11 protein-coding genes are annotated in these 14482 nt (G+C 62.2%); 7 read left to right on the plus strand and 4 right to left on the minus strand.

Annotated features, from left to right (window positions below; all coding sequences use genetic code 11):
- Position 1: 1 nt before the first annotated feature.
- Positions 2-1105, minus strand: a complete 1104-nt coding sequence (locus tag ACWHXD_RS12205) for an efflux RND transporter periplasmic adaptor subunit (protein ID WP_138763502.1) — start codon at positions 1103-1105, stop codon at positions 2-4.
- A 722-nt stretch (positions 1106-1827) separates the two neighbouring features.
- On the opposite strand from ACWHXD_RS12205, the gene ACWHXD_RS12210 reads away from it, so the two are divergent.
- The 3 genes from ACWHXD_RS12210 to ACWHXD_RS12220 all read left to right on the plus strand — a co-directional run bounded on the left by ACWHXD_RS12210 (position 1828) and on the right by ACWHXD_RS12220 (position 4850).
- The gene (locus ACWHXD_RS12210) at positions 1828-2694 is read left to right on the plus strand and encodes a pirin family protein (protein ID WP_138763500.1); all 867 of its coding nucleotides are present in this window, start codon (positions 1828-1830) and stop codon (positions 2692-2694) included.
- Positions 2695-2873: 179 nt separating this feature from the next.
- On the plus strand, positions 2874-4319 hold the full coding sequence (locus tag ACWHXD_RS12215) for a mechanosensitive ion channel family protein (protein WP_032892240.1): 1446 nt from the start codon (positions 2874-2876) through the stop codon (positions 4317-4319).
- 93 nt (positions 4320-4412) lie between these two features.
- A complete protein-coding gene (locus ACWHXD_RS12220) occupies positions 4413-4850 on the plus strand; it encodes a carboxymuconolactone decarboxylase family protein (RefSeq protein ID WP_003190655.1) in 438 nt (145 codons plus the stop codon).
- Between the two features lie 5 nt (positions 4851-4855).
- Here the strand turns inward: ACWHXD_RS12220 and ACWHXD_RS12225 are convergent, their stop codons facing one another.
- On the minus strand, positions 4856-5626 hold the full coding sequence (locus ACWHXD_RS12225) for an AraC family transcriptional regulator (RefSeq protein WP_138763498.1): 771 nt from the start codon (positions 5624-5626) through the stop codon (positions 4856-4858).
- 98 nt (positions 5627-5724) lie between these two features.
- Between ACWHXD_RS12225 and ACWHXD_RS12230 the strand changes: the two genes are divergently transcribed.
- Positions 5725-6855 carry an MFS transporter gene (locus tag ACWHXD_RS12230; RefSeq protein WP_138763497.1) on the plus strand — a complete coding sequence of 377 codons (1131 nt, stop codon included), beginning with the start codon at positions 5725-5727 and terminating at the stop codon, positions 6853-6855.
- Here the strand turns inward: ACWHXD_RS12230 and ACWHXD_RS12235 are convergent.
- A complete protein-coding gene (locus ACWHXD_RS12235) occupies positions 6845-8989 on the minus strand; it encodes a TonB-dependent siderophore receptor (protein ID WP_138763496.1) in 2145 nt (714 codons plus the stop codon). The two genes, ACWHXD_RS12230 and ACWHXD_RS12235, sit on opposite strands and share 11 nt — an antisense overlap.
- Before the next feature lie 666 nt (positions 8990-9655).
- A complete protein-coding gene (locus ACWHXD_RS12240; protein WP_138763495.1) occupies positions 9656-10552 on the minus strand; it encodes a helix-turn-helix domain-containing protein in 897 nt (298 codons plus the stop codon).
- A gap of 138 nt (positions 10553-10690) precedes the next feature.
- On the opposite strand from ACWHXD_RS12240, the gene ACWHXD_RS12245 reads away from it, so the two are divergent.
- Genes ACWHXD_RS12245 through ACWHXD_RS12255 form a run of 3 tightly spaced genes read left to right on the plus strand, consistent with a single transcriptional unit; the run spans position 10691 to position 14452 of the window.
- Positions 10691-12049 (plus strand): glutamine synthetase family protein, encoded by a 1359-nt coding sequence (locus tag ACWHXD_RS12245; protein ID WP_032897477.1) that lies wholly within the window; start codon positions 10691-10693, stop codon positions 12047-12049.
- 25 nt (positions 12050-12074) lie between these two features.
- Positions 12075-13163: a polyamine ABC transporter substrate-binding protein gene (locus ACWHXD_RS12250; protein ID WP_138763494.1), complete on the plus strand. Its 1089-nt coding sequence runs from the start codon at positions 12075-12077 to the stop codon at positions 13161-13163.
- Positions 13160-14452, plus strand: a complete 1293-nt coding sequence (locus ACWHXD_RS12255) for an NAD(P)/FAD-dependent oxidoreductase (RefSeq protein WP_138763493.1) — start codon at positions 13160-13162, stop codon at positions 14450-14452. Before ACWHXD_RS12250 ends, ACWHXD_RS12255 begins: the two co-directional genes overlap by 4 nt.
- Positions 14453-14482 lie beyond the last annotated feature (30 nt).

Below are 14482 nucleotides of genomic sequence, written 5' to 3' on the forward strand. Positions count from 1 at the left end.
CTCATTGATCCTGCTGACGGTTGAGGGCCAGCGCCTGGGCGGGCAGCAAGCGCACCGTGTCGCCGCTGTGCAGCAGGTGGGCGCCAAGGGCGACGATGGTTTGGCCGGGTGTTACGCCGCTGTCGAGCAAGGCGTCTTCCTGGCCGAGGCTGGCGACTTTCACCGGGGCGAAGCTGATCTTTTGGTCATCGCCAATCAGCCAGACGCCCGTGCCTTGCCCTGCATCCTGCAAGGCGCCAATGGGCACGCGGGTTTGCAGGGGCTGGCCGTTGCCTTGCAGGCGCACGGTGATGGTGGAGCCGAGGGCGAAACGCTCGACCGAACCCTGCAGCACATAACGTGCGCGGTAAGTGCGGGTGACCGGGTCGGCGCTGGCGGACAGTTCGCGCAGGGTAGCGGCCACGGCCTGGTCCGCTGCGCCAAAGGGGAATGCCAAGGCTTTTTGCGTGGCCAGGTCGCGCTGGTTTTCCGGCAAGTTGACGATGGCTTCACGGGCACCGTCATGGGCCAGGCGCGCGACGATTTGCCCCTCGGCCACCACTTGGCCGCGGTCGGCCAGTACATCGGTGATGATGCCGTTGCCATCGGCCTTGAGTACCGAATACGTGCGACGGTTTTCGATCTGGCTGGCATCCGATTGCGCCGCGGCCAGTTCGGCCTGGGCGACGCGCAGGTTGGTGGCCGACTGGTCGAAGATCTGCCGCGACACCGCGCCGGTACTGGCCAGGCGCTGGTAACGGTTTTCATCGTCACGACGCTGGCGCAGTTGCGCCTCGGCGGCGTTGACGCGGTTCTTGGCCGAACGCAGCGCCAGTTCGAAGTCGCCGATGTCCAGTACCAGCAAGGTATCGCCACGGGAGACATGCTGGCCGGGGTCGACCTTGCGCTCGATCACCTTGCCGCTGACCCGAAAGCCCAGGTTGCTTTCAGTGCGAGCCGCCACCACGCCGGTGTAGGCACTTTGCTGGGTGCCGGCGGCTTCGACTTTGGCGGCAAGTACCGGACGTGAAACGGGCGCCTCGGCGGTATCGGCCTTGCTGTTGCAGCCATTAAGAATCATCAGCAGAGCCAGGGGCGTGAGAAGACGCAGGGGGAGAGGGGGCATGGCGAACTCCGAAAACCATTGTGCAAAAAATTACGGGCGTAATTTTCTACTTATATTATGGTTGAAATATAAATTAATCCAGCCCCCGATAATCCCAGTCAGCTATGCGCAGATCTCCTGTCAGTCACTGATGAATCAACCGAACCATCTACACATTTTTGTAGGTTGTAGCCCAACGCTAACCACGATGCGAAGCGAGCCGCTCTTGATCTGCTTTTGATCTTGATCTCAGGCGCCCCGTCAAACCACGCTGGCCGGAATTCGACAGGGATTTGGGGGGTAAACCGGCAGGGATGCCGGTTTAGCCGCCCCGCGCCATGGATGGCGCGTGGCGGCGGCCCCCCAAATCACTGGCGGATTACGGGCACACCGAGCCTAAGCGAGGTGCCGAGTGGTGGGGCAAGAGCGTTTTGCTTACTTTTGCGCTTTTCAAAAGTGAGCCGCCGTCAGGGCGGAACCCTAAGTGGCCGTTACCGCAGCAATGGATATGTACACAATCCACCTGTGTTGACTGCAAGGCCGCCTTCGCGAGCAAGCCCGCTCCCACAGTTTGGACCGCGGGGTGTCAGGTAGATAGATATCGACTGGCAGGCCGTCATCGCAGGCAAGCCAGCTCCCACAGGTTAAAGCATTGTTCTATATGTAGAACGATCAGGGCCAATTTTGCCGTCTAGTACTCAGGCGTGAGGCGAATTAAGCTGTACTCACTTTGGAGGTACACCATGAAAAAGCTGATTGGTATCTACACCAGCCCCCGCGCCCACTGGGTCGGCGACGGCTTCCCGGTACGCACGCTGTTTTCCTACGACACCATGGGCAAACACATCAGCCCATTCCTGTTGCTGGATCACGCCGGCCCCGCCGAATTCACCCCCACCGAACAGCGCCGTGGCGTCGGCCAACACCCGCACCGCGGCTTTGAAACCGTGACCATCGTCTACGACGGCGAAGTCGAACACCGCGATTCCACCGGTGCCGGCGGCAAGATCGGCCCAGGCGATGTGCAATGGATGACCGCAGCCAAGGGCATTCTTCACGAGGAGTTCCACTCCCAAGACTTCGCCCGTCGCGGCGGCGCACTGGAGATGGTGCAACTGTGGGTCAACCTGCCGGCCAAGGACAAAATGGCGGATGCCGGTTACCAGACCATCGTCGATGGCGACATTCCGGTGCTGCCACTGGCGAACGACGCCGGCCACCTGCGCCTGATCGCCGGGGAATTTGCCGGCACTCAAGGTCCGGCCCGCACCTTCACGCCTATAGACGTGTGGGACTTGCGCCTCAACGCCGATAAAGCAGTCACGCTGGACCTGCACGCCGGGCGTAACACCGCCTTGGTGGTGCTCAGCGGCACGTTGTTGATCAATGGCGAAGAAGTCGCACGCCAGGGGCAATTGGCGCTGTTCGAGCGCGACGGCAAGCAACTGACCCTGGAGTCCAACGACGACGCCAAGGTGCTGCTGCTCAGCGGCGAACCCATCGACGAGCCCATCGTCGGCCACGGTCCGTTCGTGATGAACACCGAGCAGGAGATTCATCAGGCATTTGTCGACTTCCAGTCGGGCAAATTCGGGCAGATGCACGCCTGACGGTTCACCGCAAACCCCTGTAGGAGCGAGCTTGCTCGCGAAGAACTGCAACATACCGCGTTCAATCAGACAGCACGCGTCATCGTTGTGGTTTTTCGCGAGCAAGCTCGCTCCTACATTTTGTTTCCAGGGTTCTGATTTCATGCGATCTTCTCGGCATTCGCCCTGGAGTCGCCTGGATGCCCTCATTTATCGCTGATCACCCGATGCTGTGCGCCGTGGCGTTGATCCTGATCGACATCGCCGTGTGGCGCCTTATTTCCCCCAACCTGGCCAACTGGAAACTCGCAGCGCGGCTGGTGATTTTCGCGGTGTTCAGTGCCGTGCTGTTCAACGACGGCATGAACCCCATGCAAGCGGCGCCCTATGCCGATGACACCACGTTGCACCTGGCCGCCACGGCATTGCAGATCGGCTGGTGGTTGTTTGCGGCGCGCACCCTCACGGTATTGCTCGGCGCAGTGATGATGCAGCGGGTCGGCCATACCGGGCGCTTGTTGCAGGACCTGCTGGGCGCCGTGATTTTCCTCATCGCGATCATCGCCGCCATGGCCTACGTGCTCGACCTGCCGGTCAAAGGCGTATTGGCCACCTCCGGCGCCGTGGCGATCATCGTCGGCCTGGCCTTGCAAAGCACTTTGAGCGACGTGTTTTCCGGGATCGTCCTCAATACCACCAAGCCTTACCAGATCGATGACTGGATCTCCATCGACGGCACCGAAGGCCGTGTTACGGATATCGACTGGCGCGCCACGCGCCTGCAAACTTCCCAGGGCAGCTTGGCGGTGATCCCCAACTCCCTGGCGGCCAAGGCCAAGATCATCAACTTCTCGCGCCCGGCAGACATGTTCGGCCTGGCGGTCAGCCTGCAAGTCAGCCCCCATGCGCGCCCGCAAACAGTGATCGAAGCGCTGGAGCGTGCGATGCAGGGCTGCCGGCCGTTGCTGGCCCAGCCGGCGCCCAGCGTGGCGTTCAAGGCATCCACTGGCAGTGGGGTGGAATATGAAATCAGCGGCTTTGTGCCGGCCATGGGCCTCAAGCGCGAAACCCGTAACCAGCTTTACGACCTGGCCTACCGGCATTTGCAGGCGGCGGGCGTGGGCCTGCTGTCCGCCACCGAAGGCAGCACGCCGCCTGCGGTGTCTGGCGCCCGCGCCTTGCTGGAGCGCTCGACGATTTTCTCCACCTTGCGCCAGGAAGAAAAAGACACCTTCAGCCAGAACATGACCCTGCACACCTACCGCGCTGGGGACATGATCCTGGCCGCGGGGGAGGTCAGCGATCACCTGTTCATTGTCGAATCCGGCGTGGTCTCGGTGTTGCTGCTCAAAGACGGGCATAAGTTCGAAGCCGGGCGCATGGGGCCGGGGGAGGTGATTGGCGAAGCGGGGATCCTGTCCGACCAGGCGGCGCTGGCGGACTTCACTGCCAAGACCTTCTGCACGCTGTACCGCATCGAGAAGGAATACCTCAAGCCTTGCCTGGACGCGCGACACGACATCGGCGAGGCGATGAAGGCGCTGCTGGATTTCCGTGTGCATGCTGCCCAGGCCCTGACCCAGGACGCGCCGGCCATGCCGGTGAAGAAGGGCTTTTTGCAGTGGCTGAGGAACCGTGGCCTGTAGATTGGTCACCTGTTCTTCGCCCGGATTGGCTATTTCTCCAGGACGCCGGGGTGACTAACCTGCTCACCAACCCCACTGTCCTGGAGCAACACCATGCAAACCCGTACCGATTTCTACACCGCTTCCCCAGACGCCATGAAAGCCATGCTTGCCCTGGAAGCGGCGGTCGGCAAACTCTCCATCGAACTGCCACTGCTGGAACTGGTGCGCCTGCGCGTCTCGCAGATCAATGGCTGCGCGTTCTGCCTGGACATGCACACCGCCGATGCCCGCAAGGGCGGCGAAACCGAGCGCCGCCTGTACACCGTGTCGGCCTGGCGTGAAACCCCGTTCTTCACCCCGCGCGAGCGCGCTGCCCTGGCCTGGGCCGAAAGCCTGACCCTGCTCAGCCAGACCCACGCCCCGGATGAAGACTTCGACGCACTGGCCGCCCAGTTCAGCCCCCAGGAACAAGTGGACCTGAGCGTCGCCATCGCCACTATCAACAGCTGGAACCGCCTGGCAGTGGGCTTTCGCAAGATGCCCAAGTAAGCCCGTCAGTTGGCTTTGAAATAGTTTCGCGGCGTGGTGCCGGTCATGCCTTTGAAAAAGGCGATCAGTGCACTGTCGCTGGCAAAGCCCAGTTCAAAGGCGCAGTAGCCCAGGCTGCGCCCGATGGCAAGCAGTTCGATCATGCGCATCAGACGCCACTGTTGGCGCCATTGCTGATACCCCAGGCCGGTTTCCTTGAGGAAAATCCGGCCGATGGTCTTGGTGCTGGCGCCAATGTGCTGTTCCAGGTCCTGCAGCGTGGGGGGCAAGCGGTCAAGCTGGGCCAGCAGCGGCGCCAGGCGCTTGTCCCGTGGCAACGGCAACAGCATGGGTTGCGCCGCCGCGTGGCGGATTTCATCCAGGCACAGCCCGAGCAAATGGGCATAGCGACCTGCCTGCCAGTCGGTCTCGAACGGCGCCAGGGCCATGGGTTCCAGCACTGCCCTGAGCAAGGCACTCACTTGGATCACCCGCACCTGGGCCGGCAATTGCTCGGCCAGGGCCGCACTCACATACACCGACCGATAATCCACCGCCTGCTGCATCATCGCACGATGGGGCAGGCCGCCGGGGATCCAGGCTGCGCGGCTAGGTGGCAACAGGCACAGTTGATTGTCCAGGGTGATGCGCGTGCAACCTTGGTGGGTGAACAACAGTTGCCCGCGCTGGTGCACATGCAGGCCCGAATCGTGATTGCCCAGCACCGCCGCGATGCCGATCACGGGCGCTGCGAAGGCATCGGGGTTGAAAGACGCGGTAGCGGCAAGCCAGGCCATGGGTTGTCCGATTTGATGGATAAAGTGTCGAAGTCCGGATAATAGCCCAGCTGGCGCGCCCTAGAATCCGTCCGTTGTGTTTATGGATGGATCGTGTGATGACATTTAAAAAGTTGCTGCCGCTGACCATGGCCCTGCTGATGTTCCCGCAGTTGGCCCAAACCCTGTACAGCCCGGCCCTGGGCGATATCGGCCGCGCCTTTGACGTCGCGCCGGAGCGTGCAGGGCAGACCTTGTCGGTGTATTTCCTCGCCTTCGCCCTGGGCGTGGTGGTGTGGGGCCGGCTGAGTGATCGTCTGGGGCGGCGGCCGGTGATGCTGATGGGGCTGGCAATCTATGTGGGCGCTTCGGCGCTGGCCTTGACGGTGACGACATTCAACGCCTTGCTGCTGGCCCAGGCCTGCGCGGCATTTGGCGCGGCGGTGGGGTCGGTGGTCACGCAGACGGTGTTGCGTGACCGTTTCCACGGTGCCGACCTGGCCCAGGTGTTTTCCGTGATGGGTATTGCGCTGGCCGCCAGTCCTGCTATCGGCCTGTTCAGCGGCGCGAGCCTGGTGGAATTTTTCGGTTACCGCGGCGTGCTCTGCGCGTTGTTGCTGCTCGCGGCGGTGTTATGGGGCTGGTGTTGGTGGGCCTTGCCGGAAACCCGTCCGGCCTCCTTGCCCACCGCCGCCCTTGGCCAGACGCTCGGCCTGATGCTCAAGGATGCGGGAGTATGGTGCTCGGTCGGGTTGGTCGCGGCGTTCAATATCGCGCTGTTCAGCTATTACAGCGTGGGGCCGTTTGTCTTCGCGCAGCAAGGGCGTTCCACCGCCGAGTTCGGCTACAGCGGCGTGCTGCTCGCGCTGGGTTCCGGTTTGGGGGCGTGGCTGAACAAAGCCTTGCTCAAGCGTGGGTTGAGCGGTGAGCGGTTGGTGGTTGTCGCCGCAGCGGTGGCCGTGGTGGGGAGCCTGTTGGTGTTGGCCCTGCAGCACAGCTGGCTGTTGGTGTGGCCGATGCTGTTGGTGGTGCTGGCCTTCGGCATGGCGATTCCCAACGTGCTGGGGGCGGCCCTGGTCGATTACCGAGACCGCCTTGGCACCGCCGCCGCCTTGTTTGGCTTGCTGTACTACCTGGTGATTGGCGGCGGGCTGGCCTTGGTGACCTGGTCTCAGGATCTTGGCTGGAGCCTGTTGGTGTGCGGCTTGGCAGCGTTGTGGCTGGCTACGTCGTGGCTACTCAGAAGTTGACCGACGCACTCAAGCGCGCCGTCAACGGCGCGCCCTGGAACAGGTAGTCATCGCCCATGTATTCGCCGGCGTCGCGCCAGTAGCGCTTGTCGAACAGGTTATCGACGCTCAGGCGAAACACTGTCTCGTAGCCATCGACCTTGGTGGTGTAGCGGCTCCCGACGTTGACCACCGCGTAGTCGCCCACTTCCACATTACCGGTGCGATTGGCGGACTTCTTCGCGCTGTATTGCACGCCGCCCAATACCGCCAGGCCATTGACCCAGGGCAGGGCGTAGTCGGCGTACACACTGGCGCGCAGCTTTGGCACGTTGATCGCCTGATGGCCTTCGTACTCCGGCGTGCCGCTGCCGCTCACCCGCGCTCGGATCGCGGCCACGCTGGTGGCGATCTGCAGACGGTCGGTGGCCCAGCCGTTGGCGGACAATTCAATCCCGGTGTTTTTCTGCTGGCCCTGCTGCACGTAGTTGAACGTGCCACCTTCGGGCTTGGCGTACTGGTAAGCCTGGCGCGTCTGGAACACGGCGGCGGCGAAGCTGATACGGCGCCAGTCGTATTTCACCCCGGCTTCGAGCTGGCGTGAGACGGTGGGGGCGAGGGTTTCATCCGCATTGTTTGCGAACCACGGCGCGGTGCCACCCAGGGACAGGCCCTTGCTGTAGCTGGTGTACAACGAAACGTTGTCCACCGGCTTGTAGATCAACGAGGCCTGGGGCAGGAACACGTACTGTTGGGTGTGGCGTGTCTGGGCGCCGGTGACACTGTCGAAGGCTTTTTCGTCCAGGCGCACTTCGCGGCCGCCGAGAATGGTTTGCCATTGCTCGTTGAAGCGGATGCGGTCGGTGACGAACAGGCCGTACTGGCGGCTGTCGAGGTTGCGATGGCTGTCGTTCAGCGGTTTTTTGGTAGGTTCGAAGCTTGGCGCATCCTGATTGATATTACCGCTGCCGATGGGGTCGTTGACCGACTCACGCTTGTCGATCACCCGGCGAAATGCGCTTGTGCCGAAGGTCAGTTCATGGCTCAATCCCGCAGCGTCGAACAGCCCGGTCATCGCCGCCTGGACTTCATCGTCGCGGCGAGTGTCGTCGGGGCTGCGGTAGTCGTAGATGTCATAGTCACCTTCCGGCGTGAAGTAATTGCCTAGGCCGTTGGTATCGCCGCCCCAGGCAAACGAACTGTAGTCATCAATCACCACCTTGCTACGCGCCGCGCTGACACTGCCTTTCCACTGATCGCTGAAACGGTACTCGAACTTGCCGTTGAGGTTCAGCGAATCAATCCCCACCTGCTTGCCCCCCGTCTGGTGCCCCAGCAGCTTTTTCGGCGACGCATCATGGGGCACTTCGGTGCCGCCCAGCAGTTGATAACCGGGTACTGAGCGCTGTTGTTTGTTTTGGTATTCGGCATCCAGCTGCAGCACGGCGTCGGGGCTGATGTTCCAGTCAAAGGCCAGGGACACGAAATCGCGCTGGCCGTTGGCGTGTTCCACATAGGAATTGAGGTCTTCATGGGCGACGTTGGCGCGCAGGCCGAACTGCTGCTCGCTGCCAAACCAGCCGCCGACATCGGTGGCGATGTAGCCACTGCCACGATCATCGGTGGACACCGTCACCGAGCGCACATCCTGAGGGCGCTTGGTCACGTAGTTGATCACTCCACTGGGCTCGGAAATGCCGCTCTGCAACCCGGCCAGGCCCTTGAGCACTTCCACTTGCTGCTTGTTTTCCAGGGCGACGTTCTGCTCGCCCGTGATCGTGCGCCCATTGATCTTGTAACTGCTGGCCGCGTTCAGCGAAAAGCCACGCACCACGAAATTCTCGTAATAGCCAATGGGCGCGTAACTGTCGCCCACCGAGGCATCGTTGCGCAGCACTTCGCTGAGCAGGCGTGCCTGCTGGTCCTTGATCAGCGCGGCGTTGATCACCGTGATCGAAGCGGGGGTGTCCAGCAGCGGCGCTTCGTCAAAGCCGCCCACCGACGCGGTTTCGTTGCGGTAACCCGACTCATCCTGGCCCTGGACTTTTACGGTCGGCAGCTCGATCTCTGCGGCCAGGCTGCTGCCGATGCCGCCACTAAGCAACAGGCCGAGGGCGAAACGTGAGGTGACGACGGGGCGGAAACGCAAAACCATGGGGCAAGGCCTTAAAGCGCTGGGCGGGGGGCGCATAAGCTAGGCATAACGGCGGGATTTTACAAGTTATGCAGCAGGGCTCTGCCACACCGCTGATCGAATGTGGGCTGGCTTGCCTGCGATAGCCATAGGTATCTACACAACTTTGGTGCGACGCTGGACCTGTGGCGAGGGAGCTTGCTCCCGCGACGGCCTGACAGCCGACGCTTATCTACCTGACGCGCCGCAGTCCAAATGTGGGAGCTGGCTTGCCTGCGATGACGGCCTGACAGCCTACCGGGATGTTGGATTTGACCGGGTACATATCCGTTATTTAGGTAACAGCCACTTAGGGTTCCGCCCTGACGGCGGCTCACTTTTGAAAAGCGCAAAAGTAAGCAAAACGCTCTTGCCCCACCACTCGGCACCTCGCCTAGGCTCGGTGTGCCCGGAATCCGACAGTGATTTGGGGGGCCGCCGCCACGCGCCATCCATGGCGCGGGGCGGCTAAACCGGCATCCCTGCCGGTTTACCCCCCAAATCCCTGTCGAATTCCGGCCAGCGTGGTTTGACGGGGCGCCTAAGATCAAAAGCAGATCAAGAGCGGCTCGCTTCGCATCGTGGTTACCGTCTGCTGTTACAGCTCAGAAAGTTGTGTAGAAGCCAGCTCCCACAGGGCATAGCGTTTCAACCAAAGCGCTTCAGCGTCTCGCTGGGCAGCTCCCGGAACAAAGCCCGATAGCTGTTGGAAAACCGCCCCAAATGCCAGAACGACCAATTCATCGCCACCTCGGCCACGGTGGTATCCGCGCCACTCAATAGCTCACGCCGCGCCCCATTCAACCGACGCAACCTTAACCACTGCGCCGGGCTCATCCCTGTGTAGGTCTTGAACCCTTGCTGCAATTGGCGCAACGGCACACCCGCAATCTGCGCCAGTTCCAGCAAGTTGACGGTTTCATCCGGCGCATCCGCCGCCCATTCGCCGATGCGCGCCATCAAGCGGCGTTCTTCGCTGCGCTTTTGCAGCGAACTGCGGTCCAGACACACGCAGGCGTTATCGAGGATAAATAGGCAGTCGTCGAGCAATTGCTGGGTGAGCGCATCGCGGCTGATGGGGTCGGTGAGGGCGGACAAGCGCGTGAGCGTGCCACTGAGCCAGCGGGTGAACAGCGCGTTCTGTTGGCCGGTCAGGGGTGCCATGAACAGGCCTTCGAGTCTGGCCATGTCCAGGCCCTGGCGCTGGACGAACTGTGGGCCGAACACCACCGCCACTTCGCGGTAGTTGACCGGGGTGATCCAGGTGTTGCGGCTGTCGCCATTGAGCAGGTACAGCGCGTTGTCGCTGCCGTCGAAACAGAACGTCAGGGCGCCGGTGGGGGCGTTGAAATGCTGCTCCACGCGGGTGTTCATGCACTCTTCGTAAACCTGCACACCTTGCAGGTCGAGGTAGCGCACCTGCCCGGCAAAATGCCCCGGGGACATCTGCTGGTACTGCTGCACCCAGCCGGGTGTCGCACTGCATTGGGCGGCCACATCGCCGGTGGCGAAGGCCTGTACGCGCAAAGCGGTTGCCTGTGTCATGGGTGATCCGTGCGCACTCTATTGGTGCGTTGTGCCGCGTGCAAAGTGGATAGATGCCGTTTCAAGGCTGGCCCAAGATAGACCTCAATGCGCTGGGAGTACAAGCCGGCGTCGCATCCCACCCAAGACGAGGTCCTTATGAACGCCCCCTTCGATCAGCTGTCCGCCTGGCTGAAAGAACACAAGATTACCGAGGTCGAATGCGTGATCAGTGACTTGACTGGCATCGCACGCGGCAAGATTGCGCCCACCAACAAGTTCCTGCATGAGCGAGGCATGCGCCTGCCGGAAAGTGTGTTGCTGCAAACGGTAACCGGGGACTTTGTCGACGACGATATCTATTACGACCTGCTGGACCCGGCCGATATCGACATGATCTGCCGCCCGGCAGCCAACGCCACTTACGTGGTGCCGTGGGCCATCGAACCCACCGCCATCGTGATCCACGACACCTTCGACAAGCAGGGCAACCCCATCGAGCTGTCGCCGCGCAATGTGTTGAAGAAAGTCCTGCAGCTCTACACCGACCAAGGCTGGCAGCCGATCGTGGCGCCGGAAATGGAGTTCTACCTCACCCAGCGTTGCGAAGACCCGGACCTGCCACTGAAAACCCCGATTGGCCGTTCCGGCCGTGCCGAAACCGGCCGCCAGTCGTTCTCCATCGATGCCGCCAACGAATTCGACCCGCTGTTCGAAGATGTCTATGACTGGTGCGAAGCCCAGGGCCTGGACCTCGATACGCTGATCCACGAAGACGGCCCGGCGCAGATGGAAATCAACTTCCGTCACGGCGACGCCCTGGACCTGGCCGACCAGATCACGGTGTTCAAGCGCACCTTGCGCGAGGCCGCCCTCAAGCACAACGTCGCCGCCACCTTCATGGCCAAACCGGTGGCCGATGAGCCGGGCAGCGCCATGCATTTGCACCAGAGCGTGGTGGAGATTGCCACCGGCAAACCGGTGTTCGTCGATGCCGATGGCGCCATGAGCCCGCTGTTTTTGCATCACATCGGCGGCCTGCAGAAGTACATCCCCATGCTGTTGCCGATGTTCGCGCCCAATGTGAACTCGTTCCGCCGCTTCCTGCCGGACACCTCGGCGCCGGTCAACGTCGAATGGGGCGAAGAGAACCGCACCGTCGGCTTGCGCGTGCCCACTTCCAGCCCGGAGGCGATGCGCGTGGAAAACCGCCTGCCGGGGGCCGATGCCAACCCGTACCTGGCGATTGCCGCGAGCCTGTTGTGCGGTTATCTGGGGATGATCGAGCACATCGAACCCAGTGCCCCGGTGGAAGGCCGCGCCTATGAACGCCGAAACCTGCGCCTGCCGTTCACCCTCGAAGATGCGCTGGCGCGCATGGAGGAGTGCGACACGGTCAAGCAGTACCTGGGCGAGAAATTCGTGCGCGGCTATGTGGCGGTCAAGCGCGCCGAGCATGAAAACTTCAAGCGAGTGATCAGTTCCTGGGAGCGTGAGTTCCTGCTGTTGAGCGTCTAAAAACAAGCATAAAAGGGGTGACGATATGCGTCTTGTGAACAAGCTTCTCCCATTGGCCCTGGCCGCGGCGTTCAGCAGTGCCGGCCAGGCGGCACCGACGGTGAGTGTCTACAACTGGACCGATTACATTGGCGAGACCACCTTGGCGGACTTCCAGGCCAAGACCGGCATCAAGGTGATCTACGATGTGTTCGACTCCAACGAGACCCTGGAGGGCAAGTTGCTGGCCGGGCGCACCGGGTATGACGTGGTGGTGCCGTCCAACCACTTCCTGGCGCGCCAGGTGAAGGCCGGTGCGTTCCTCAAGCTCGACCGCGCGCAGTTGCCCAACTTCAAGAATCTGGACCCCAAGCTCCTGAAGTTGCTGGAGCAGAACGACCCCGGTAATACGCATTCGGTGCCGTACCTGTGGGGCACCAATGGCATTGGCTATAACGTTGACAAGGTCAAGCAGGTGCTGGGTGTCGACCGCATCGATTCGTGGGCCGTGCTGTTCGAACCGGAAAATATCAAGAAGCTGCATGAATGCGGTGTGGCCTTCCTCGATTCGGCGGATGAGCTGTTCCCGGCGATCCTCAACTACATGGGCAAGGACCCACGCAGCGAGAATGCCGAGGACTACAAGCAGGCCGAAGCCAAGCTGCTGACGCTGCGGCCGTACATCACCTATTTCCACTCATCCAAGTACATCTCAGACCTGGCCAACGGCAATATCTGCGTGGCTTTCGGTTATTCCGGCGATGTGTTCCAGGCCGCCAACCGCGCCAAGGAAGCCAAGAACGGGGTGAACATTGCGTACTCGATCCCCAAGGAAGGCGCCAACCTGTGGTTCGACCTGTTGGCGATTCCGGCCGACGCGAGCAACCCTAAAGAAGCCCATGCGTTCATCAACTACCTGCTTGAGCCCGAGGTGATTGCCAAGGTCAGCGCCTCGGTGGGCTATGCCAACGCCAACCCGGCCGCCAAGCCGTTCATGGCCCCGGAACTGGTGAACAACCCTGAGGTGTACCCGCCCCAGGAGGTACTCGACAAACTCTATATTTCCACCACGCCCACGCCGGCGACCATGCGCGTGATGACCCGCGCCTGGAGCAAAGTGAAGTCCAACCGATGATGCAGTCCAACGAACATGCCCAGTCCTATTACCGCGCTTCGGCGAATGCCATGGCGCAGCGGCCCGCACTTGAGGCCGACCTGAGCGCCGATGTGTGCGTGATCGGCGGTGGTTTCACCGGGGTCAACACCGCCATCGAACTGGCCCAGCGCGGGCTCTCGGTGGTGCTGCTGGAGGCGCGCCGCATTGGCTGGGGCGCCAGCGGGCGCAACGGCGGGCAATTGATCCGCGGCATCGGCCATGATGTTTCGGGGTTTGCCAAATACGTGGGCGAGGAGGGCGTGCGTTATATGGAGCGGGCCGGTATCGACTCGGTGGCCCTGGTGGGCCAGCGCATTGCCGAGCACGGTATCGACTGCGACCTGCGCTGGGGCTATTGCGAACTGGCCAACACCCCGGCGCAGTTCGCCGCGTTCAAGGGCGAACAGGCGCACCTGGCGGCCATGGGGTATGCCCATGAAACGCGGCTGGTCGGCCCGCACGACATGGCGCAGGTGGTGGGCTCGACGGTGTATGCCGGCGGCCTGGTCGACATGGGCTCCGGGCATCTGCACCCGCTCAACCTGGTGCTGGGTGAAGCGCAGGCGGCCGAGGCCCTTGGGGTGCGTATCTTTGAGCACAGCCCGGTGCTGGAGCTGATCCACGGCGATACCGTGCAGGTGCGCTGCGCGAGCGGCAGCGTGCGCGCGGCCAACCTGGTGCTGGCATGCAATGCCCATCTTGAAGAGCTGGAGCCGCGCTTGAGCGGCAAGGTACTGCCGGCGGGCAGCTACATCATCGCCACCGAGCCACTGCCTGAGCCTGTGGCCCAGCAGTTGATCCCACAGAACCTGGCGCTGTGCGACCAGAAAGTCGGCCTGGATTACTACCGGCTGACCGCCGACCGGCGCCTGTTGTTCGGCGGTGCCTGCCATTACTCGGGGCGCGATCCTCAGGACATCGCCGCGTACATGCGTCCGAAAATGCTCAAGGTGTTCCCGCAGTTGGCCAACGCCGCCATCGAGTTCCAGTGGGGCGGCAAGATCGGCATCACCGCCAACCGTTTTCCCCAGGTCGGGCGGCTCAAGCAGTACCCGAATGTGTTCTATGCCCAAGGCTATTCCGGCCACGGCTTGAACGTGACGCACTGGTGCGCACGGTTGCTGGCCGAAGGGATACACGCGGGTGCAAGCCAGGGCCTGGATATCTTCAGCCAGGTGCCACACATGACCTTTCCTGGTGGCAAGGCGCTGCGCTCGCCGCTGCTGGCGTTGGGGATGTTGTGGTATCGCTTGCGCGAAGCACTCTGAGATCCAATGTGGGAGCGGGCTTGCCCGCGA

Source organism: Pseudomonas fjordensis (genome assembly GCF_976987115.1).